This is a genomic window from Companilactobacillus paralimentarius (assembly GCF_963227125.1).
Classification (GTDB): Bacteria; Bacillota; Bacilli; order Lactobacillales; family Lactobacillaceae; genus Companilactobacillus; species Companilactobacillus paralimentarius.
Map to the genome: position 1 here is coordinate 1,885,665 of NZ_OY724131.1, position 22,470 is coordinate 1,908,134.

Here is a 22,470-nt window from a genome sequence, read left to right on the forward strand (position 1 = left end):
CTGTACTAACGAGGTTGAATTACTTCCCCCGATCACTTTGTTTAATAAATGTCTTTTGTTAATTGATGATTTGATAATACAATCTAATTTTTAAATTGTCAATCAATAAAAATAAGTTTTTCTGGTCAATTTTCTAATTTTGTGTTTTTATGCCAAGTGTCATTTATAACATGATATTTAGTAAAATGCCCGTTTTATAACCTTTATCCAAGTCTATCGTGACAACTTTTATAACGAATAAATTATATTTTTTTAAAAATAAAAAAATTATAAATTTATTTTCTAACACTAATAAATATTAGAAAAAAATAAGTATTTATTAAAAAAGTCTCTCTAAATTAATAGAGAGACTTTTACAATTGTCTTTATATTTTTCCAATGATTAAGAAATTACTTCAACTGAAGCTGTAGTTACACCATATGAAGGAATTGATGAACTAGGCATAGCAACATCCAATTGTTGTGAATTTGAGTTAGCAAATGTTCCTGTATCATTTACAGTTCTGTATAATACAGTTCCGTCAGCCAATGTAATCTTTAATTGTGTACCCTTAGGGAATACTGAAAGATTGGCAGCAACACCACCGTAACCCATATTTGAACCTAAAACAGATGGATCATAGAAACTAATTTTGAATGTACCACTAGCTGTTGTTGCCTGTGAACTTGTATCTGTTGTACTTTGTGTAGTTGCTTGTTGGGCACTTGTATCTTGTGTTGATGTAGTATCAGCACTTCGTGTATCAGTAGATGCTTGTGTTGAAGTATCTGTTGATATTTGTGTTGTAGGTAATACATTTTGTGATGCTTGTGTATCTGTATTATCAGTTGTAGTTGTTGCTGTTGATGTTGAACCAGGTAATGTAATAATATCTCCTGGGAAAATCAAGTCAAATCCGCCAACTTCACGGCCATTTGCTTGTTCAAGTGCGGAAATACTAATTCCGTTAGCTTCAGCAATGCTCTTATAAGAATCACCTTTTTCAACTTTAACTTGGTTATTTCCAGTTGAAACTGCGGCTTGAGCAGTATTTGTTGAAGTGAATACCCCTGCTAATGCTACTGTACTTAATAAAGCGATAGATAAAACTTTTTTCATGAATTAATTACATCCTTAATTTTAAATTTGTTTAGCTCTCATTTGCTATGGTGCTATACTAACAGCCCAGTGTTACATGACAGCAACCACAAAGTTACAATTTAAGGCCATAATGTAATTTTAGTAATACTTATGAAACATAATCATTAATTTTATTTTTTAGGTATCAGGTACTTTTACTATCTATCCCTATATATTCATGATATATTAGTATGTATGAAGAATAAAAAGAGAACGTCCGCAAAACTACTAATAATGTTAGTTGCTTTGGAACTTATCGCATTTAGTCTTAATATGTTCTTCGAACCGCATAGTATAGCGGCTGGTGGTGCTACAGGTATCGCCATCTTGCTACAGGCAGGGTGGAAAATCCCAACATTCATCTCGGTTCTTTCCATAAATATTGTGATGTTAGTACTGGCTTACATACATTTAGATCGACAAACCACCATTAAATTAGCAATTGGAAGTTTCATGCTTCCCCTCTTGCTATATATCACACCGGTTTACAATTTAATTCCTAATAATCGAGTAATCTCTATTATAGTAGGAAGTATCATTTTTGGAATTGGTTTAGCTATTCTTTATACTCTCAACATGTCTAGTGGTGGGACAACAGTTCCCCCAATGATTATTCATAAAAACTTCGGTGTAGATAAATATATCAGTCTATTCATTATTGATGGATTAGTTTGTTTAGGAAACTTTGCCTTAAATGATTTAATTTCTTTCCTACTAGCTGTCATGTCAGTCGGTATCTCCAGTCTCGCAATTAAAGGCTTCGGTATTTTCCATCAACGACACATTACACAATAAAAGACGCCCATATCAAAGCATTCAGTGTTTTGACATAGGCATCTTTTTTTATTTGAAAATCACCTCATATATATGGGGAACACTCAGAGGACAGTGGTGCATGTGGCTCTTTGGTAGAATCATCCCCATGTATATGGGGAGCACGTAAGGACTATAAACTTCTGGACCATACTGTAGGAATCATCCCCATGTATATGGGGAGCACGTCACGTTGAAAACTCGAAACATCCGCAAAATAGAATCATCCCCATGTATATGGGGAGCACTTCTCTGGGAAAATAGCAGTTCCCATTACCACAGAATCATCCCCATGTATATGGGGAGCACTTATGATTTACAAAACTGCCTAAATCTACAACAGGAATCATCCCCATGTATATGGGGAGCACAAAGGTATAAGTAGTCAGGAGCTTACTATTAGAGAATCATCCCCATGTATATGGGGAGCACCAAAGTTATCTGACTACAACAACCGTATGTCTGGAATCATCCCCATGTATATGGGGAGCACGCGCATCTAAAAATATTATCTATGGGGATGTTAGAATCATCCCCATGTATATGGGGAGCACTTGTTAAGTGAATATGAAACTAAATCAGCCTTAGAATCATCCCCATGTATATGGGGAGCACGCGATTCATTCATCAAGATGCTGCAATCTGTTAGAATCATCCCCATGTATATGGGGAGCACTATATCCAAATTTCTGTAATCTCCATTAATGAAGAATCATCCCCATGTATATGGGGAGCACCATCGGTTTCAGATGTTTCAGAATCATCGTTATAGAATCATCCCCATGTATATGGGGAGCACGTAAAAAAGAAGATACGGATTCAACAGACATAAGAATCATCCCCATGTATATGGGGAGCACACTAAGAAAAGACTGATATATCAACACTTTAAAATTAGAAATCCACTTATTTTTATTAACTTGAAAAAGTAAGTTCATCAATCTCTTAAAGCATAACTTTCTCTTCTATTGTAAGCAACTCTATTTCAAGTTTTCAATAACTAACAAAAACTTTCTAAATTCATGTACACAAAAAAGAAGATTCAGAAATCAAAGCAATTTCTGAATCTTCTTTTATTTGTAATTTTTCCCAGACTCTCAATACTAGTAATAGCACTTACCTATACGCTTTTATAATATTTTCAAGTCCACTTATTAATTATTAGGAATTCCATCAATAGCGCTCCACGTTATTTTTCCAGAATAGACACCTGATTTAAGGCCGTCTCTATTTGCATTCATCAACCATTTTCCTGGTCCTATAAATTCAGTAAGAGAATTATTTCCTAATTTACTAAATCCTGCACTATTCAACATAGCTCCACTATCATTTATCGGAATCCACCTACCAGTATCCATTTGCTTAATGAATAATAATCCCTTACTATCGGCTTCTTGAAGTTTGGTATCATCATTTTTTATTGCCGAATCTCCTGAAGGATCATATGAAACAGATACTTGATAGTATGGATCATTTGTATAGTTCATGAAATTGAGTTCACCAACTGTTTTTATATTGCTAATGTTACTCAAATCAAAAGACGAATGTGTACCAAAATCAATATCACTAGGTGTCTCTTCAAATCCTAGCCAGTCTTGTGGCTCTATCAATGATGCATTTGCATATATCATTGTAGTGCCACCATCCTCCAAAACATGCGGCATATACTGTATTTCCGAAGGCGTATTTTGAGTTATCTTGGCCTTAAAACTTATAGTTACATTTTGATCGGAATCAATTTTTTCAATATCAGGTATACTCTCAATATTTTTATAATTATTACTTGATCCATCAGAGGAATATGTAACATTCACACTGTTATCTATCAAACTTAGGCTAGATGGTATTTTTCCTGCAAAAGAACCTCCCTTGAAACTTCTGCTTCCATCTTTGACGCTGAAAATTATTTTGTAATCCACAACATCGCCATACTTAGCAATGAGTGAATCTGAAAATTTATCGTCTGAATCATCATCTTTTTTTATTTGATTGGTAAAATTAGTTTTCAAAATATTAGGTTCAACACTAATTTTTTTACTATCTGTCTTTGTAATATTTGCCCCATAACTACCATTAGCAAAGCCATTAATATCCTTACCACTTGCCGAAGCCTTATTTGTTAAGGGACTAAGTCCTGAACTAGGATCACCAGCAATAGGATCAATAGTTGCATTGTAATTTAAAGACAAGTTATCTCCTTCTGATAAGTCAGTATCCGTACTAACGGTTAATGTAATACTTCCATCAGAATTTTCATCATACTGCACATTAGTAGGACTTTGTGTGGTGTCATTATTTAATTGTAACTTTAGAGACCCTTTATCAAGATCTAATCCTTTAGGAATAACATCTTTAAAAATGATAGGCCCCCACTTACTATATTTTACATTACCCTTATTCTGAGCAGTTAGGACAAAATTCAATACATCATTTATTCTATTTTTACCATCGCCTCTAGAACTCTCCGTAATGTTTTTAAAATCCTTATCAAAAGATGGACTACTGGGAAAACTATCCGATTCTACATTAAGTGAAGTAGAGGAGGTATTAGTTGAAGCAGTTGGCTTAACATCACCAGGTTTAGAGAAGGCATTCATATCTGTACCAGTAACACTTGTATCTGTTTTTGAAACTGTTCTACCTCTAGCAGTATTATCGATTACAGTATCATAAGTCAACGTTTCTGCTCCTGTACTAATATACGAGTTATCGTTTGAACGAACTGTCAATAATCCACTAGAAGTGTCGTAATCATAGTTAGATTTTGGAACCGAATATGCTGCTTCACTTCCAAATTTAAGTTTCAATGAACTAAGATCAACATTTAAACCTTCAGGGATATTGATTTTAAATACTAAACCTCCCCATTTAGCATCTGAATTTCCATTTTGTGCTATCCAGGAAAATGAAACCTTATTATCCACATGGTATGGTCCTCCAGTCATTGATCCACTAAGTTCTGGTTCGACTTTATAACTATTGATAGCCATTTTAGAAATAGCCGATGATGTCGCTGATCCATCATCATTTTTAGTGGTATAATTGTTTCCTTTTAAACCATATGTAGCATAGGCTTCACCGTTCATTTTAATGTAGTAAGGATCATTACTGCTTGTATCCAAATAGTTATTCAAAAAGCCTTCATTTGCCAACTGATCTTTAGTTATACTTCCAGTAAATGTAAATGTATATTGTTTATTAACTAAAGCCGATAAGCTTTTTGCAGTAGCGGTATAATTGCCGTTATTGTCCTTTTCTATATTAAAGTCACCAGTAACATCTGTGCCAGCTGAATTTTTAATCTTCAAACTAACATCATTAGAATTTAAATCACTTGGTATTTTGAAATGTAACGCATAATTATCTAAATAAGTATCACTTGGTTGTGATGGAAACGCCTGAATTACGTTCCAACTAATCTTATTTCCCTTATCGGAATTATCATTGGTAATTCCAATTACATCAGGCGAAGCGAGCAATATTGGAGATGCTGATGTCGTTTGAACATTGTAAAAAGCAATTCCAGCGAACATATAGAAAGTAACATTCATATTACCACTTGGAGACGTATACAATTCTGAGAAATTATTATATTTATATTCATCCCCCCCAGGCGCATTAGCCGTAATAAAAAGACTCCCCTTATTATATGAATTTATATTATAAAGATTTGAATATCCAGTACCGGGTTGACTACCAGATGCCGTTCTCGCAGAATTAGGTACTCTTCCTCCTTGAAAAACATCAGGATCCATGTAAACAGCTTTACGATAGGATAACTTTCCATGGTTCATAGTTCCGTTAATTCCCTTTATAGGATCCTTTGTACCAGATTTAACATACATAATATTATTATTAATGTAAGTCGATGATGATGCATTTATATTCGTGTACATAAAGTTAGTATCGTCACCAACAGGTGCCAATGTTAGATGTTGAGTAGCATTTGATACATTAACGTTTCCGTTTAATCTCTTATTCTCCGCAAATAAAGTATAAAGGATATCCACACTCTGTCCTTTATAATACCCGACGTTAGATATACGGTATGTCACTGGTCCCCCGGATCCTCTGACGGCAGGGGCTCTTGAACCTTTCAATAAGGATTCCTTTCCGTCCGGATTAACAATGTAATATTCTGTATTTGAAGTCAGAATAGGAGCAAAAGCGTATTTACTATCGATAGGCTCATTGACAGAATATATATTTAGATTCTTCAATGTAGGAGAATTATTGTTATCTAATAGTTGACCCCAAGAACCATTACCATTAGAACCTGAAGAATGACCAGGATTTCTATCAGGTACAACGACCGTATCAGGATTAGGTAACAAAGAGGCGGCCGAAATCTCTTGATAATTTGAAAAAGAAAGAATTAAAAATATAAGAATAAGAGGTAGATTGTAAGATTAAATAGAATTCTACCCAGACGAAAAATTTGGATAGAAAAAGGGCAATGGACCCGGTATTGTTTTAAGTGACAAAACTATAAACAATAGGAGTCCATTACCCATGAGTCACATTTTAACATTATCGGATAGAACTGTCATCCAAACGCTGCTTAAGGTTGGTTACTCACAAAAACAAATTGCTGAAGAAGTTGGTGTAGTTCCTTCAACCATCAACTATGAACTAAAGCGCTGTCCTAAGGGATACTATGACGCTGATCAAGCTCAGGAAGACTGCGAAAAGAAGCTAACTCACCGGGGGCGGAAAACTCTTCTAACAGAGAATTTAAGAGAATTCGTCCGTGGGATCATTCTCGAACAGCGGTGGAGTTTTGAAGTCATCGCGCATATTCTCCAAATGCCATTCAAAACCCTCTATAACTGGCTGGACAAGGGCTGGTTGGACATCAAACGCGAGGTCCTTCCAGACCACGGTGTGCGGTACCGAAAGAGCCACGACGGTCGTGGTCAGTACACACGTGGGGCGAAGTTTATCAACCAACGCCCGGACGAGGCTAACCTGCGTCAAGAGATTGGTCATTTTGAAGTCGATACCATCCTATCAGGAAAAACCAGGGGCGAGGTCCTAGCTACCTTTACTGATCGTAAGTCCCGACTAATGATTATTCGTCGTTTACCGGGACGTGATAGTAAAGCTATGACTAAGGCAATCCTAGAGCTTAACGAGGAGTTGCGCGGCTTGGTCAAGTCAATCACCAGTGATCACGGTAAGGAATTCGCAGGCTTCAAGGAAATTGAAGCCTGCGGAATTGCCCATTATTTTGCCCACCCGTATGCGCCACATGAACGCGGAACCAACGAACGGTTGAACCGCGAGATTCGGCTACACATTCCAAAGAACCAGCCAATTGAGAGCGTTACGGACGAAGAGCTGACTATGATCTCAAAGTACTTAAACTGGCGTCCCCGGAAATGTTTAGGGTGGAAAACGCCACTCCAAGTCTTCTTTGGTGACTTGTCCGAAAAATTCGATTAATTGTTGCAATCTACCATATATAAACTATTATAAAATAATCATGTGCACATTTTCAACATTTTTAAAAAAATGACCGTTATTTGACACAAGATTAGTCCAACTATAGAATGATTTTACTGAAATTTTCCATGCTCTAGATATGAAAATGAGTGATATTTTTAAACTTAGTTTTATTGGTAAAAAAGTGGAAGGTAAATCATCCCTCAATTCTCTCAATGGCTCTGACACATCCCACAAGAATAAAGAAGCCCGCAAAATGAGTAGCTTTTTCTGAGGTACAAGTCTCTATTACGTACGATTTACGGCCCAAGTCGGTAAGTTTCACGTACTTAGACATAATAAATAGGCCCCGATACTCAAAGAACGAGAACATCAGGACCTATTTTTTAAGATATTTTTCAAATCTTAATATTAATTGTTCTATAAACTATCCGTAGCTGTCCAAGTGACTGTACTTGTATATTTTCCAGGATAATCAACACCGTTACTTCTTAATTTTATTTTTTGAGGTCCATTTATCAAATCTAAAATCGTTGATCCTCTATAATCATCTGTAATCTGTTGTTCTCTAATTAGTGAATCAGTATTTGTGATATTGATAATGTTATTATTGCCATTTAATTCTAGGCCAAGGTCATCACTACTTATTTCCCTTTGACCTGATTTAAAGTTAGATGCTCTAGCCATCAATTTCCAACCATTAACATGTGATGGATCTCTATCATCATTAACAGCTACATTAAATTCTTTGGATGCCGGTGATTTTATCACCGGAGTATATGCAGGAATGATTCCAAAGTCGAGATTCTCAGTAACGTCCAAAGACAAAGTGTTCGTTCCACCTACGCTTACGACGGTAGCAGGTAAAAATGTAGCATCATGAAAAATTGTTTCTGAAAACGGAGTAGTATTAGCATCTTTATCAGTCAAGTAAACGATGATTTTATCGTCATTTACTATTCCAGAGATATTATTTATTTTCCAATTTCCATTACTATCAACCGTTGTGGCATTTGGATAAACTGTATCTGCACTACCATTATGATGAACGATTTTCCAACTTAGAGATGTTCCTGGCTCACCCGTACCCTCCAATTTTTTAGACCACTGGGAAATCATTTTTACATTATTTTTTATTACTACTGGATCAGGTGGCGTCTTATCTATGACCGTTTGTTCTTTATATTGATTATATTTCGTATTGCTCATATCAGTCTTTATAGCATTAATGGAATTATAATCTGGATCATTTCTCCATAATTTTAAAATTTTTATTTTAGTTCCAGGTTCCAAATATTTTTTACTTGAACCCAAACTACTAATTGGTATCTTAATAGCACCATCAATCGTTGATGTACTGTATTCATAATATTTTTGGTTCTGAACAGATGTCCCAGTTGCAGTTTTAGTTGTTCCATCTGGATAAGTTAATTGAACCTCAGCATAAACTTCATTGTCATATGAAGGGCGATATGCATTATTCTCAGCGGGCATTAATGTTGGTACCCAAACATATGAATCGGCATTGGTAGGCTGGTCAGGGGCATTTTTTACTTGAGCAGGTGCCGTATTAGCCGTCATCCTTCCCAATTTCGATAAACCTGAATTATTTACTAAGAATTCTTTAAAATCAGCATCAGAAGAAGTAGTAGTAAATTTATTGAAATTAACCCCTGAATAAGTAGCATTAACATATTTCCAGCTCTTAGTAGGAGATTTTTGAACATTTGATGTACTTAACCATACAGATAGTGGAATATTACCATGACTAAATTGGCTAGTATCCGAACAATTGAATAAAGTCCCTCCTGTTCCTGTTCCAATGGAAGCAGTATTCATAAAATCAAAATATCTAGGTACCCCCATATTAAAGTTTAATATATTTGTAGAGTAGAATATTGCGTTACCAGGATAATACCCTCGTGCTACAAAAGAAGTCCCATCACCAGCTGTCATATCGATTCTTGATAATGAAGATATAGCTGGTCCATTGTTCGCACTAATGAGAACCTGAGAGTCTGTACCACTTAATTTGAAAGAGTTCGAACTTCCGCCACCAGCATAATATATTCCTTGTCCATCATTATCTCCAATTCCCGGACCCCAACTAGTTGAATTATTTATACAATCGAATTCAGCACCATTGCTTACCGAAATATTATTACCTCCACCATACATACGGATTCCATATGTATTAACAGTTCCATTTTGATTAATTGAAACTTTAGCATGATTTTTTATATCAAATGTCATTTCTCCCGTCCATGCAAATCTAATAACAGCATTATTATAATCAGCTGTTCCTGAACGAGAAACATTTAATTCAGTACCTTCATCGGAGACATCAAAAATACTTCCCACTCCAGATTCCGTTATGGCAGCTCCATTAGGGTTATTTACAGTAAATTTAGAATTTGTTGATAATATAATCTTGGTATTCGTTCCAAAAAGATAAATGGGAGCATTAAAATCCCCCTGATTTGTTTTATCAACATTTACGTTTGAATTGTTAGTTATTTTAAGTATCATACCTGTTTGAGCATAAGTTCCATACGTACTAATGAAATAATTTGAGGTTCCCGAGGGATAAGTTGATTTAATCGTCGAATTATCTATATTGATATTTTTCGAAATACTATCCGATGTAGAACTATAATAAAAACTCCTAGAACTATCTGTAATTGTGGAATCTTTGATAGAAAGATCTCCACCTGACGATCCTTGGAATCTAATCGTAGGAGTCGAACTTGTATTTTGTGTTACATAATTAGCATTAGTAAAATTTAAATTAGTATAAATATTATTAGTATCCAAAATTGTACCAGTTAAGGAACCGATACCTGAAAATATAATTACCGCATTTGAACTTGATCTTAACATGGCAGATCCAGTTGAATTAATCGACGCGTCGACAAAATTAATTTGGTAATTATTGGTATTCATATACCTACTAGCCATATCTATACTGTGTCCATTAAAAGCAACAACCTTGTCATTTTGAAAACTGACCTTATTATTAGCAGCCTTTAGATCTACGCCAATAACTATTTTTCCCACCGACGTATCACCGGCGGCATCAATAAAATCCTGCCAACTATTGACAGTAACAGAACTCCCCTCAGTATTTAAGACCGGCACACTAGATGTTGATTGTGCTCTAAGGCTTTTCAATGTAGCATTTATTTGCTTATTTTTTAAATCAAATTCTCCTGAACCATTTATTTGATTTAAAAAGTCCGATTTATAAGGCTGAGATACCGCAATGTCATTAGAATTATCGGATAAATTGCTGTTTAAATTTAACGATTGTGGTACTTCGGTATCTGAACTATCCGCTTTTACAATTGTAGTATTCGTAATTAAACCAATTAGGAATATTGATAAATATATCAGAAATAATTTCAATTTATCGTAATGTAGATTTTTTATAAGAAGCATATGATGACCCCCTCATCAGAAATTCCATATGATGTTAATTAATGGATTCCTATTGGCAATCTGAAAAAAGAGATATTAAAAACATAGCGAAAAAATCTAAAAATAGAAAAAACTTGATTTTTTCAAAGAAATATCCCCCTTTTTTCTATATATGAGGTATTATAAAGCAATCATGTGCATATTTTCAACATTTTAATAAAAATGACTGTTATTTGACATTTAATTTAGTCTTATCGTAGGGTAGCTTAAGGCTTGAGGTGTATGACTGCTATGGCTAAAAGTTACAATGATTTTATTAGACAAAAAAGATTAAGCAAGGGTTTAACAATTGAACAGCTTGCCGAAATTTCCCACGTTTCCAGATATACAATTTCAAGGTTGGAATTGGGAGAATCAGGTAGCATATCCTTATCTAAGTTGGAAAAAATTGTCCACGCTCTAGATATGGAGATGGGTGATATTTTTAAACACAGTCTCATTGATGAAAAAACCGATAATTTCTTTAAATTTATGAACACAATGAATTTAAAAGACCGCCAATCATATGTAGATTTATTTATGGAAATAATCGGTTTCGTTGATGATAAATAAAATTGGTTAAAAAAACAGTAGCTAACTGCAATTAGCTACTGTCCCCCTTACTTGGATTTTAATAATAAATATATTTATCCAATATACATGCCTAGTATTAGATAAATTATGAAAAAGAAAAAAGCCAGTTATATCAGGGTATAAATACCCGATATAGCTGACTCTTATTTGCTTTATGGAGGTGAGGGGAATTGAACCCCTGTCCAAGCGTAATGCTATGCAAGCCTCTACACTCATAGTTGTATCATTTAAAGTTTCGCCACTATGAACGCCATACAACTCGGCTAACCACAATGACTATTCCGACAATCTCTTTTTAACTATTCAGAATGCACAGTTAAACGTAGCCCAATAATTTTGAGACCCATTTCCAACCCTTGGGCGAAGTTAGACTGGATCACGCTTAGACTGTTTTTAGGCAGCTAATGCGTAGTTATTATTATTTTTTGCAGTTATAATAAACTGTGCGTTTTAAAGGGACGCAAGGCCCTAAGTGCAACTCACACGCTACTACACATGTCGAATCCAGAACACCCCCATTAGTGTCCACAGTCTATACTATCGAATTTTGTTTTATTTAGCAAATTATAAGTTTATTTGTTATGAAAATATCGATACATCTTGGGTGCTACTTTCAGTAAATGCTAGTAAAATATTGAATATAGACGGAGGTGTAACCATGTTGAATGAAAAGAAACCTTTCTATAAAAGAAACTGGTTCTGGATCATGATTTTTTCGATTATCGTTGTTGTATCAACCACCACGTATATTGCTAATAATTCTTACTACCAAGGTGAAGCCGATCAAGCTAATCTTGAACAACGAAAAGATCAAGCTGAAAGAAAACAGGCCGAAAAAAATCCTTCTCTAGTTGCTAAATATAATTCTATTAAAACTGGTAAAAATGGCTATTCTGAAAAAAATATCACTTCCCTTCTTGGAAATCCTACTGAAACGCAAACGATGGATAAACAAGGAAAAGAAATCATTGCTACATGGAATAAAACCGTTAATAGCAATCAAGTTATGATTCAAATTACATTTTTCAAAAACATTGCCAAATCTAAATCTATTCAAGGACTCGATATTGATCGAGAAAATAGCTTGACCTTAGCTGATTTCAATAAACTTAAAAATGGTGACAGTTATAACCGCGTTATCAATGTACTCGGCGATCCTGACGATTATTCTGACATTAATGGTGTTAGAACCTTAACTTACGTATCAGACTTATCTGAAGCAGATCCTAGCCAAAATGCTTCAATTGATATTAAGCTATCCGATAATAAAATAATTGCTAAATCACAAGTTAACTTAAAATAAACTACCATAAACGTAGAAAGTTCCCTAATTGTTAAACTAATAGTCTTAATAATTAATGTAAAAACATAACTGATTTTCAAGTCTCAAATTGCAAAAGTGGTTATCTAGTTGCTACCTTAGATAAAAAAAGTTTAGGCATTTTTATATCCCATCCTATTTATGGAGTCTACATGCAATTTCCGTTAACCACTTTTAATTTTTAACAAGTAATTTCCGATGACCAAAATGTAAAATCACTAAAGACACTGCTAAAACAGCTATTGCTACTAAATATAATAGATTGTAAGAACTATGTTCCACAATCAAGCCACCCACCAGTGGTCCAATGGCTCTAGCAAATGTTGAAGACATGCTTAATAAACTTTGATAGCGTCCTGCTTCCGACTTTGGTGTTGACTCACTGACCATAGCTGGAATTCCTGGATAAACCAAAGTTTCACCTAAGGTTAAGACAATCATCCCAATGACAAACGCTAAATAAACTTTAGCATTAATAATTGAAGCAAATGCTGCAATAAATAAGACAACGCCAAGTGGTATTTGAATTTGCTTAAACCACGCCTTACTTTCAACTAAACGATTAATCAATGGTAAAACTAAAACAATTACCACCGCATTGATGGTCCATAACAAACTGTACCGACTAACAGGAATCCCCAAATTTGTTAGGTGAGCGGAAATGTTACTGCTCCATTGTGAATATGCTAACCACGAAGCTGCTAAGAAAAGGGCAATCAGACCAACTCCTGGTTGTAATTTAGTTTTTCTTCTCCTCCTAACTTCATTTTCCATACCATTTTTAACTGCTACTTCACGATTATTGTATCCAAATATTACTAATAGGAAGAAAAGTATTAAGAAGAAAAAGTTAGCCACAAAAACTAATGTCATCTGAACTCCAGCAATATAGCCACCTAACGCCGTACCAATGGCATTTCCTAAGTTGGTTCCCATGTAAATACCGTTAAAAAGCTTATATCGATCAACATCATCTATCTGTGCCGCAAATGAATTAATGACCGTAAAAGCACTACCAACGCCAAAGCCTAATATTGGTAACAGAATAGGATATGCTGGCAAACCATGATCAAAAATTAAACCAACCAAAGCTAACAATCCAATTAATGTACTGATAATAATTGTTTTGTGACCACCCCATCGGTCAAATAATTTTCCACCTAAATAATTTCCCAAAAAGGTTAAAATCGAATTAAAAAACAAAACTATTCCGGCAACCGCCAATGATTTGTGCAAATAATTGTGGATAAAAATTGTATTAATGGGCCAAATAAAACTGGCGCCAACCGATTCTAGAAATGCTCCCAAAATCAGTGTTTTAGCCGATACCTTTTTCATAATTTCCCCTTAAACATATTATAAAGTTGTGAAAATCTTATCATCTAATCACCAGTTGTCAACGTATGATATCCTTTAAATAAAGGGAGAGTCGAAATGTCTGATAATAATCCATACTGTCATGAAGGAATGACTTGTTTTTCCAGTTGCCACTGTTCAGGTACAGACGGAATCTGTCATTCTCCTATGAGCGACAACACAAAATGCACTTGTAATAGTTATTGTGGTCCTAAAGTACCAACTACAATCTAAATTCAAAATAAAGCCAGCAACTCAATTTGAGCTACTGGCTATTTGTTAGGAATCATATTTATTTAATTACCGTTAATTCATGTAAAGTCTGGCCCGATGGTGATTTCAATTGAAGCCAACCATTAGTTCCAGCAAAATAAAGAAATGTTCCAACTTCATTAACACTACGCAAAATTATATCTTTTGTTAGAGTATCATCTTGAATTTCCTGCGCATGCTCTTGACGTAAACGTAAACCAAATCTACCAGCAAATCCAACTACACCAGATTTAGTTAATGGTGCCTGTTCGATTAACTTTGCTCCAGATTTAACTAAAAATTGATTGCGTTTTTGCCAATAAACAGTTGCCTTACTACCCTTGTAATCAATTTTAAAAGGGACATCTGCTAAGGAAGACATAAACTTATGACGTGGTTTACCCTTTCTAATTGGAATTGTTCTTAATCCAAAGGCAGATAGAATTGGTAAAATATTCCTCCAATATTCCTCATACAATTGTTGTGAAGCTTGCGAAATTTTCATTTTATATTCAACATTGATTTTATAACCTGATTGCACCATTTGTTTAGTCAAAAAATAGAAGAAGTCCGTAACAATAAAGTTTTCCGGTACCACGATTTCAATATAGCTCGTGGCGGTCTCGGTGTTATCCAAATCTCCAATTCCTAATCCAATAATCTCTCGATTTTGCATTATTAAGAAAATCGATTCTTTACTGTATTCCTCAGGCTTTTTAAAATAATAATTAACGTGTCCTAAATCCTTTAAATCTACAGTTAATTTTTGATCCGAATAATTTCCAGTGAAATTAGTCATTCCTACTCCCTCATCATTTTAATATTTTACTTTGATTGCCAAATTCCATACAAATCACTAATCTGATTTATTATGCCTTCATGATATAATCAATAAATTCAATATACAAATAGTTTACTTATATAAATAGTGTTTTATTGTATTCAGGGCGCTAATTTTTATTTACATATGTTATGATTTACATATGTTAAAAATAACATGTGTAAAGGAAAGAATATGTCACAAATAAAAATCATTGCTCCTGATCTCTTAAATGAGTCACAAAAAATTCTGAAATTACTCAGCAATCCAACTCGAATTCAGATGCTCAACGTTTTAGAGCAAAAAAAAATGAATGTCAGTGAACTTGTCGAACTATTAGGAGTCGAACAGTCAGTCATCTCTCACCAATTGGCACTTCTCAAAAATTATCAACTAGTAAGCTCCCATCGAGTAGGAAAAGCCAACTATTATCAATTAGATGATCCTCATATTTTAGATGTTATCAATGAAACTCTGGAACATGCTGATCACGTTATGCGAGGTAAAAAGCATGGAGAATAAAATAGACTATGTTAAAAAGAGTCTCCAAATAGAATATCTTTCAACAATTTGGATGACCTTTGAATTTATTGTTGGTTTCTATTCAGGAATAAAAGCTAGATCAATTCTGTTAATTGCTTTCGGTTTGGACAGCTTTTTAGAAATTATTTCTGGAAGTACTCTAATTTGGCGTTTAAAAAAAGAATTCAATAAGGCTCCTGTCAAACAAATTGAAAATGCTGAAAAAAAATCTTCTTTGATCGTCGGTAGTGTATTACTACTGCTATCAATTTACGTCATCACCGTATCAATTTTCAATTTGGTCACCCATCAAGCGGCTGATACCAGTATTTCAGGTATCTCAATCGCAATTGCTTCGGTTCTACTGATGCCTTTCTTCACTTTTAAGAAACGTTCTTTAGGTAAAAATATTAATTCCGATGCTCTAGTTGAGGATGGTATGTGCAATATTACTTGCGCCTATATGGCAGGAACCGTTCTTTTGGGCGCCATTCTAACTGCTCTCTTTGGTTTATGGTGGGTCGATTCAATTGCTGCTTTAGTGCTAGTTTATTTTATTGCAAGTGAGGGTCTGGAATCATTAAAAAATGGTTTAAATAAATATTAAATTCAAATTATTTTTTAAACAAGGTCAAAAAATGTGATTTTAGTTTTCATTTTCTGAGATCTCTCAAAATTTTATACAAATAATCCATATAATTTAAAAGCTGGAATAATTAATTGGAATATTAACGAAAATTTCAATAACAAGTTAGCCACTTGGACAAAATAAATTGAATCCAAGTGATATCAGTATTTGAAGTTTATAAATATGTCTTTAAGCGCCACAGGAACTAGCAAAGAGTTCTTGTGGCGTTTTATAGTTCAATAACTTTCTAGGCATATTGTTGAGCTTAAATTCTATGTCTCTTATTACTTTTGGGCTGACTGTATCCAGTGACAGCCCTTTGGGCAAGTCACGACGTATCATTCGATTATGTACTTCATTTGTTCCACGTTCACAAGATGTATATGGGTGTGTGAAGTAAACATCCGCAACGCCAGCCATATCAGATGATAGATTAGAGAACTCAGGGCCATTGTCTGCAGTGATTGAATTGATAAGATCACCATAGTTCTTTATGATCTCTTTCATAGCATAATCTACAGAGTCGGCATCTCTACCGTCAATAAGTCTCATTATTTCAAAGCGTGTCTTACGCTCTATGAGCGTTAAGACGACACTCTCATGGCCATTTCTTTTGCCCACAATCGTGTCTATCTCAAAGTCCCCAAAGGATTCTCTGCTATCAACACTTTTAGGGCGTTTCTCAATACTACGACCAAGTAGACGCTTATGCTTTTTTGAAGTATGTTGCTTAGTCGGTCTAGTTGACTTTTCTACCAGATCAATATTCCGGATTTCAAGTCGTTGTTCATCAATATATTTGTAAAGTGTAGTAGTACAAACCATTTCATCTACTAAGAATAATTCTTCGTTCTTAGCTCGTCCAACGGCCGTATCAGGTGACCATCCATTATCTATGAACTGGCTTACAAAGAAGCCTAAAAAGGCTGTGACTTGGTCGAATTTAGAAGGACGATGGCAAAGCTTACGGTTCTTTACATACTTTTGATGTGCAGTGTCAGGAAAGTAGCAATTCAAGTGTTGAACTTTACCATTAACTTTCTTGATCTGCTCAACAGTACCTCTGTTAATTTCATTGTTAATAGTCTGAGGTGAAACGCCGATAGCTTTAGCTATCTGGCGATTCGAGTAGCCAATTGAATGAAAGGAAGCAATCTTTCCACGTTCAATTTCAGTTAAATGATGTCCTTTAGGACGATTTATGATATTCTGTTCTAGCACCAAGACGAAAAACCTCTTTCATTGTTTGTGTGAGAACTCCAATGATACCTGATTTTTACGTCTTGGTGTTTTTATTTTGTCATTTTTCTAAAGTGGCTAACTTGATTATAAAATTCGCCATTGGAATATTAATTAATTATTTTTAATATAGTATTATAATAGTTGTGAATAATAATATTTGTGGGAGGGAATTATTTATGAGGAAATTCAAATCTATCAGATCTTATCTAATATTTTTTCTTATGGCCATTATTTTTGTTCTATTGATTCCCGTCACAAATGTACATGCAGCTGATCCTGATACTCAAACAAGTTATGATAAAGATATTACCTGGAATTCAAGCACATCTTCTGTAAATTCGTATCAACAATTGGAAATTGCTCCTGGGGTTAGTCTTGGATACGCTTTTGGTTTGACTCAAGATACAAATGGTAAAGTAAAATCTATGTCTGATACTACACTTACCCAACCATCAGAATCTCAATCAACAAATAACATTTACAGATCAAAAATCAATGTCTTTCTTAATGATAATGGAAACTATATTGGTTCAGTTTTCCAAGGTTCTCATACCTCTTCGATATCATCAACTAATACAGATCAAGTCTCATCGACTTCACCGGATTTTTTAATCATACCTCTTAACACTAGTTTTGGACTCAGTGGTGTAACTGCTAATAAGTATGCTCTTCTAGGTAGTAGTTCTATTGGTGTGCCTTCAACTGCATATATGCAGAATAAGAAATTTTACATTGGAAAAGACTCCAATGGGAATACCGCTTACAAAATTGTTGGTGATTTTGTAAGGGGAACCGGAACTGGTAGCAATGCCTTTGACTTAAAAGCAGAAATTGTTCTACGTGCCTCACCAACTAATTCAGCCATCGTTCAAAGAGAATTATTTTTAACTAATAATTCCAGCCGAACACAATCATTTCAAGTTCTATATGGTGAAGATACTAAATTAAGTGATAATGATCGTGTTTTGATAAAGGATTTAGGAGATTCTAATGGTTTATTCATTGAAGATGGTTCCTACAAATTAATGATTACTAATGAAACTCCAGATGGATTCAAATATTATGCTGGACAAGCTTATACTAGTAGCAATATGGATTGGATCAAAGGATTGGATCAAAGGATTCGATTCTAAAACCGGAGCTGGTGCCGAAGCAAAGGGATATAGTTATGGAAATTCAATTACTGGTTCTACAGCGGTTAGTGACTCCAGCTACACTTTAAAATGGGATCCAACAACCCTAGAATCTGGTAAAACAGCACACTTTGGTTCTACAATGGGTGTCACTGCCAGTCCCTATGCTTTGCCGGTTGTAAGTAAAACCTATACGAATGAAACTGACAGCAGTGGTACTAACAATATTGGTGATAAATTAAAATTCTCTTTGAAAGTTCGTAATAATGGATACGGAAGTTCATGGACCTACGAAAAACTAAAGGATACTATACCTGATGGTTTACAAATTGATCCTAACAGTATTGTTCTAACCTATAATAATGGTACTTATACGTCTATTAATGCTAGTGATTACGATGCTTCAACTAAAACGTTAACCATCCCGCCAACATTATCTTTAACTGATGGTCAAGAAGCAACTATTTAATATAATGCTAGTATCACTCGAGATGCTAGCGGTAAAACTCTTACGAATACTGCTTACTTTACTGGACATGATACCAAAACAACAAGTAAAACGTATGATGCTTCAGTAGATATTCCCGTTAAAAAATCTAAATTTGATTTTACATTTAACAAATACGTCAAGAATGTTACTAAAGGTGAAACTAATTTTGCAACAAGCACAAATGCAAACATTGGTGATATTGTCAACTTTTACATGGTTTATAAAGTCTCTGCTGGTAGTGATAATCTATTAGCTGGCACCAAGTTAACTGATGATCTTCCTACCGGACTAGTCTTGGATGGAAAAGTTCATATTAAAGGTCCTAAAGACACTTCACCCTATGAATCTTCTCAAATAAACACTGGTATCAACCAAGTTGAAGCCGGAGAAACTGTTACCCTAGAATTCAATGCGAAAGTAACCTCTGCGGCAGTCGGTCAAGTAACCAACGTTGCTACTGTTTCTGGCGGAGTGAGTTCTTCAAATGAAACGCTTGGTGACATGATTTCAAACGGTGCCTCGGTTAACGTTCAAAAGAGTGATGCTTTTACTGAAGTTCCTAGTTTAATAGATTTTGGAGCTGTAAATGCCTATGGTAAAGAAATGATTATTGACAATGTAGCCACTAAGGGAGGATTAATTGTCACCCATCCTGATAATAATAGTTTCAATGTTTCAGTCTCCTATGATAACGATGACCCTGATACTCAAATGAAAGATTCTAATAACGATACATTACAAGCTGATGATTCAGGTCTACTGTTCATCAGACAAAGAACAAGCAAAGATACCGACTACGGAACTTGGCAACCTATTACTACTAGTGGTGTACCAATCCAGACAAATAACTTTTCAGGAAGCCAAGATTCTTTGAACTTATCTAACTACGTTGGTGTAAATGATTGGCAAATTCACTTGGTACCAGGTACCACAGCTGGCAATTACAAGGGAATATTATCATGGAACTTAATTGAATCGGTTTAAGAAAATCTCAAGATAATTTAAATTTCCTTAAGAAAAACACTACTTATGAAAAAATTTGTTATTCTTATGAAGTAGGAATTAGTTGTTTTTAGTAAAAAAAGGACATTCACAATTGTGAATGTCCTTTTTGCTTTAGATAGCCTTTGATAAGACCCAATCCTTAACATCACCATGACTCAAATTAACTTTCTTAACTGAGCGTACGGCAAAATTATTCTTTTTATAAAATTTAACGTTCTTTTGTGTATTAGTTTCCAAAATAATATTACGGTAACCAATCTTCTTAACATAAGGGCTAATGTGATTATTTAGCATCTTGCTACCAATTCCTTGGCCACGTAAACTTTTATCTACCGCTAAATATTCAACAGCACATTTCTTTTTACCCTTTACTAAATCGAAAAGATCTTCGAATTTAAAGATATCGAATGCATTGAAACCATTGAATCCACTCATAAGAATCTGCGGTATCAACTTCAGACCATCCATTGAGAGATAATCCCAATTGCTTATCTGACGACCCTGATTGAATTCAATTAGAGCAACTGCTCTAGGCTTTCCCTTTCCGTCAGCTCCAACATAAACCAAACCTTTTTTCATGAATACATTAACCTCTAGTGCAAAATATTTACGTAACAGTTTATCAAATTTAGCACTAGATCTGAACTCTTGTTGGAACATGTTCTTAGTTGTGATGTATTCCTTAAATGAATCTACTAGTAAATTTATTATCTGAGGCTTATCACTGTTCAAGCCACTTCGAAAATCCAAAATATGACCTCCTTATTAGTCATACCTAACATATTAATACCATCCATACAAAATGTCCATTTTTTAAACCGTTTTAAATAAATTTATATGCCAAACGTTATTTCTGTTATATAAATTTGGATGTAAGCTGATTCCTGAGACAACTTTTAAGAGAGGGTATAATGAATAAATCGTCTCTCAAAAGGAAGGAATTTTTACATGCCAACTCGTTACGACAAAGAATTCAAACAAAACATCATCAACCTATATAAGCAAGGCGAATCAGCTGCCCAACTGGCCAGAGAATATGGCATTGGCTATTCAACCGTTCATAAGTGGATCCAGGGCCAAGCCAAAACTCAATCCGGTAAATCGCCAGACGAAATTAAAGCGATGGAAAAGCGGCTGGCTTCCCTGTCTGAGGAGAACGAAATCCTAAAAAAAGCCCTGGGCTTCCTTGCGCAGAAGTAACCAATATTTTTGATTACATTCACCAAGAAAGCCATCACCACCAGGTAACTAAGATGTGCCGAATCCTCGGTGTTTCCAGAGCTCAGTATTATCGTTATCGATCCCCAAAGCCTTCAAAACGCCGGGCCGAAGATGCGGACTTAAAACAACGGATTCTGCGGATCTTTGCGGAATTTAAGCAGCGATACGGTGTTATGAAGATCCACCATGAATTGAATCTGGAACTTCAACCACTGCAGCGTCGGTGCAGCCCAAGACGGATTTCCCGGCTCATGAAGGAACTGGATATCCACTCCGTTACCGTCAATAAATGGAAAGCGGCTTCGGCTTCCAAAACCAAGGTTGAACAGCGTCCCAACTTGCTTAAGCAGGATTTCTCGACCACTGGTTTAAATCAAAAATGGACCGCTGATATGACCTATATTCAAACGAAGCGTAATGGCTGGTGTTACTTATCAACCATCATGGATCTGCACTCAAGACGAATTATCGGCTATTCATTCTCAAAAAAGATGGATACTGATTTAGTCTTAAAGACCCTGGAAAGCGCGGTTAAAAATCGAACCATTACTGGGGACCTGATTATCCACACAGACTTAGGATCACAGTACACCAGCGATGATTACAACCAACGGTTAACAGAACTACATATCCGCCACTCTTACAGCCGTAAGGGGTGTCCATACGATAATGCACCAATGGAATCTTTTCATGCTTCCCTCAAAAAGGAATGTGTTTATCCAGTGCCGGTCTTTGAGAATTATGAAACTGCCGCTGCTGTCCTTTTTGAATATGTGCATGCTTTCTACAGTAGGAAGAGAATTCATAGTTCACTGGGCTACCAGACCCCCTTACAAGTTGAAATCGCAACACTTGCGAGCCAAATGGCCGCCTGATTTAATGCTTTCCAGGGTTCAAATAAGTTATTAATCACGATTAATGATTTATTTGAGCTGTGGAAGGTAAACGCGGTTCTGAATGTCTCTTAAAACCTGTCTCAAATATTGACTTCAATCCAATTTAATATAATAGTTAGTTTATAGTATTAGACATTAATATAGAATCATAGTAAG

18 protein-coding genes, 1 other RNA gene and 1 CRISPR repeat array are annotated in these 22,470 nt (G+C 35.0%); of the genes, 11 read left to right on the forward strand and 8 right to left on the reverse strand.

Going from position 1 to position 22,470, the window contains the following annotated elements:
• Positions 1–382: 382 nt before the first annotated feature.
• Entirely contained in the window at positions 383–1,099 is a 717-nt protein-coding gene (locus tag ACI6PB_RS09145) for a LysM peptidoglycan-binding domain-containing protein (protein ID WP_404327336.1), read from the reverse strand.
• 216 nt (positions 1,100–1,315) lie between these two features.
• Here ACI6PB_RS09145 and ACI6PB_RS09150 point away from each other — a divergent pair, with 216 nt between their 5' ends.
• Positions 1,316–1,915 carry a YitT family protein gene (locus ACI6PB_RS09150; RefSeq protein ID WP_051564363.1) on the forward strand — a complete coding sequence of 200 codons (600 nt, stop codon included), beginning with the start codon at positions 1,316–1,318 and terminating at the stop codon, positions 1,913–1,915.
• A 116-nt stretch (positions 1,916–2,031) separates the two neighbouring features.
• A CRISPR array of direct repeats spans positions 2,032–2,793; the repeat unit is 28 nt; unit sequence GAATCATCCCCATGTATATGGGGAGCAC.
• Between the two features lie 294 nt (positions 2,794–3,087).
• On the opposite strand, the gene ACI6PB_RS09155 is transcribed toward ACI6PB_RS09150, so the two are convergent.
• A complete protein-coding gene (locus ACI6PB_RS09155; RefSeq protein WP_404327337.1) occupies positions 3,088–6,267 on the reverse strand; it encodes a hypothetical protein in 3,180 nt (1,059 codons plus the stop codon).
• A gap of 178 nt (positions 6,268–6,445) precedes the next feature.
• Here ACI6PB_RS09155 and ACI6PB_RS09160 point away from each other — a divergent pair, with 178 nt between their 5' ends.
• Positions 6,446–7,378 (forward strand): IS30 family transposase, encoded by a 933-nt coding sequence (locus tag ACI6PB_RS09160; protein WP_034544610.1) that lies wholly within the window; start codon positions 6,446–6,448, stop codon positions 7,376–7,378.
• A 420-nt stretch (positions 7,379–7,798) separates the two neighbouring features.
• On the opposite strand, the gene ACI6PB_RS09165 is transcribed toward ACI6PB_RS09160, so the two are convergent.
• The gene (locus ACI6PB_RS09165) at positions 7,799–10,816 is read right to left on the reverse strand and encodes a hypothetical protein (RefSeq protein WP_404327338.1); all 3,018 of its coding nucleotides are present in this window, start codon (positions 10,814–10,816) and stop codon (positions 7,799–7,801) included.
• A gap of 270 nt (positions 10,817–11,086) precedes the next feature.
• Here ACI6PB_RS09165 and ACI6PB_RS09170 point away from each other — a divergent pair, with 270 nt between their 5' ends.
• Complete coding sequence (locus ACI6PB_RS09170; RefSeq protein ID WP_025086035.1) at positions 11,087–11,407, forward strand: helix-turn-helix domain-containing protein; 321 nt, start codon at positions 11,087–11,089, stop codon at positions 11,405–11,407.
• 173 nt (positions 11,408–11,580) lie between these two features.
• On the opposite strand, the gene ssrA is transcribed toward ACI6PB_RS09170, so the two are convergent.
• Positions 11,581–11,945: a transfer-messenger RNA gene (ssrA, locus tag ACI6PB_RS09175) on the reverse strand.
• A gap of 141 nt (positions 11,946–12,086) precedes the next feature.
• Between ssrA and ACI6PB_RS09180 the strand changes: the two genes are divergently transcribed.
• Positions 12,087–12,731: a DUF3862 domain-containing protein gene (locus tag ACI6PB_RS09180; RefSeq protein ID WP_025086034.1), complete on the forward strand. Its 645-nt coding sequence runs from the start codon at positions 12,087–12,089 to the stop codon at positions 12,729–12,731.
• A gap of 192 nt (positions 12,732–12,923) precedes the next feature.
• Here ACI6PB_RS09180 and ACI6PB_RS09185 read toward each other — a convergent pair whose 3' ends face one another.
• A complete protein-coding gene (locus ACI6PB_RS09185) occupies positions 12,924–14,087 on the reverse strand; it encodes an MFS transporter (RefSeq protein ID WP_309510776.1) in 1,164 nt (387 codons plus the stop codon).
• 310 nt (positions 14,088–14,397) lie between these two features.
• Positions 14,398–15,156 (reverse strand): hypothetical protein, encoded by a 759-nt coding sequence (locus ACI6PB_RS09190; protein ID WP_025086032.1) that lies wholly within the window; start codon positions 15,154–15,156, stop codon positions 14,398–14,400.
• Between the two features lie 216 nt (positions 15,157–15,372).
• Here ACI6PB_RS09190 and ACI6PB_RS09195 point away from each other — a divergent pair, with 216 nt between their 5' ends.
• The gene (locus ACI6PB_RS09195; protein ID WP_404327339.1) at positions 15,373–15,699 is read left to right on the forward strand and encodes an ArsR/SmtB family transcription factor; all 327 of its coding nucleotides are present in this window, start codon (positions 15,373–15,375) and stop codon (positions 15,697–15,699) included.
• The gene (locus ACI6PB_RS09200) at positions 15,689–16,306 is read left to right on the forward strand and encodes a cation transporter (RefSeq protein ID WP_404327340.1); all 618 of its coding nucleotides are present in this window, start codon (positions 15,689–15,691) and stop codon (positions 16,304–16,306) included. Before ACI6PB_RS09195 ends, ACI6PB_RS09200 begins: the two co-directional genes overlap by 11 nt.
• Before the next feature lie 210 nt (positions 16,307–16,516).
• Here ACI6PB_RS09200 and ACI6PB_RS09205 read toward each other — a convergent pair whose 3' ends face one another.
• Positions 16,517–17,551 (reverse strand): IS30 family transposase, encoded by a 1,035-nt coding sequence (locus tag ACI6PB_RS09205; protein ID WP_059075255.1) that lies wholly within the window; start codon positions 17,549–17,551, stop codon positions 16,517–16,519.
• 194 nt (positions 17,552–17,745) lie between these two features.
• Between ACI6PB_RS09205 and ACI6PB_RS09210 the strand changes: the two genes are divergently transcribed.
• From ACI6PB_RS09210 to ACI6PB_RS09220, 3 genes are all read left to right on the forward strand, one after another.
• Positions 17,746–18,702, forward strand: coding sequence for a hypothetical protein (locus tag ACI6PB_RS09210; RefSeq protein WP_404327341.1), 957 nt, complete (start codon positions 17,746–17,748; stop codon positions 18,700–18,702).
• On the forward strand, positions 18,632–19,171 hold the full coding sequence (locus ACI6PB_RS09215; protein ID WP_404351058.1) for an isopeptide-forming domain-containing fimbrial protein: 540 nt from the start codon (positions 18,632–18,634) through the stop codon (positions 19,169–19,171). The genes ACI6PB_RS09210 and ACI6PB_RS09215 overlap by 71 nt, the downstream gene beginning before the upstream one ends.
• Before the next feature lie 234 nt (positions 19,172–19,405).
• Positions 19,406–20,176, forward strand: a complete 771-nt coding sequence (locus ACI6PB_RS09220) for a hypothetical protein (protein WP_404327343.1) — start codon at positions 19,406–19,408, stop codon at positions 20,174–20,176.
• 132 nt (positions 20,177–20,308) lie between these two features.
• On the opposite strand, the gene ACI6PB_RS09225 is transcribed toward ACI6PB_RS09220, so the two are convergent.
• Entirely contained in the window at positions 20,309–20,947 is a 639-nt protein-coding gene (locus ACI6PB_RS09225) for an N-acetyltransferase (RefSeq protein WP_025086347.1), read from the reverse strand.
• A gap of 198 nt (positions 20,948–21,145) precedes the next feature.
• On the opposite strand from ACI6PB_RS09225, the gene ACI6PB_RS09230 reads away from it, so the two are divergent.
• Together ACI6PB_RS09230 and ACI6PB_RS09235 are read left to right on the forward strand one after the other, a co-directional pair.
• Positions 21,146–21,397, forward strand: a complete 252-nt coding sequence (locus ACI6PB_RS09230) for an IS3 family transposase (RefSeq protein WP_002816285.1) — start codon at positions 21,146–21,148, stop codon at positions 21,395–21,397.
• 17 nt (positions 21,398–21,414) lie between these two features.
• Positions 21,415–22,293, forward strand: a complete 879-nt coding sequence (locus ACI6PB_RS09235) for an IS3 family transposase (protein WP_404327966.1) — start codon at positions 21,415–21,417, stop codon at positions 22,291–22,293.
• Positions 22,294–22,470: the final 177 nt, after the last annotated feature.

Excerpts from the sequence above, each read along its gene's own strand:
- ACI6PB_RS09145 (WP_404327336.1), bottom strand. The coding sequence starts at position 1,099 with ATGAAAAAAGTTTTATCTATCGCTTTATTAAGTACAGTAGCATTAGCA.
- ACI6PB_RS09150 (WP_051564363.1), top strand. The coding sequence starts at position 1,316 with ATGAAGAATAAAAAGAGAACGTCCGCAAAACTACTAATAATGTTAGTT.
- ACI6PB_RS09160 (WP_034544610.1), top strand. The coding sequence starts at position 6,446 with ATGAGTCACATTTTAACATTATCGGATAGAACTGTCATCCAAACGCTG.
- ACI6PB_RS09165 (WP_404327338.1), bottom strand. The coding sequence starts at position 10,816 with ATGCTTCTTATAAAAAATCTACATTACGATAAATTGAAATTATTTCTG.
- ACI6PB_RS09170 (WP_025086035.1), top strand. The coding sequence starts at position 11,087 with ATGGCTAAAAGTTACAATGATTTTATTAGACAAAAAAGATTAAGCAAG.
- ACI6PB_RS09180 (WP_025086034.1), top strand. The coding sequence starts at position 12,087 with ATGTTGAATGAAAAGAAACCTTTCTATAAAAGAAACTGGTTCTGGATC.
- ACI6PB_RS09185 (WP_309510776.1), bottom strand. The coding sequence starts at position 14,087 with ATGAAAAAGGTATCGGCTAAAACACTGATTTTGGGAGCATTTCTAGAA.
- ACI6PB_RS09190 (WP_025086032.1), bottom strand. The coding sequence starts at position 15,156 with ATGACTAATTTCACTGGAAATTATTCGGATCAAAAATTAACTGTAGAT.
- ACI6PB_RS09195 (WP_404327339.1), top strand. The coding sequence starts at position 15,373 with ATGTCACAAATAAAAATCATTGCTCCTGATCTCTTAAATGAGTCACAA.
- ACI6PB_RS09200 (WP_404327340.1), top strand. The coding sequence starts at position 15,689 with ATGGAGAATAAAATAGACTATGTTAAAAAGAGTCTCCAAATAGAATAT.
- ACI6PB_RS09210 (WP_404327341.1), top strand. The coding sequence starts at position 17,746 with ATGAGGAAATTCAAATCTATCAGATCTTATCTAATATTTTTTCTTATG.
- ACI6PB_RS09215 (WP_404351058.1), top strand. The coding sequence starts at position 18,632 with ATGCTGGACAAGCTTATACTAGTAGCAATATGGATTGGATCAAAGGAT.
- ACI6PB_RS09220 (WP_404327343.1), top strand. The coding sequence starts at position 19,406 with ATGGTTTATAAAGTCTCTGCTGGTAGTGATAATCTATTAGCTGGCACC.
- ACI6PB_RS09230 (WP_002816285.1), top strand. The coding sequence starts at position 21,146 with ATGCCAACTCGTTACGACAAAGAATTCAAACAAAACATCATCAACCTA.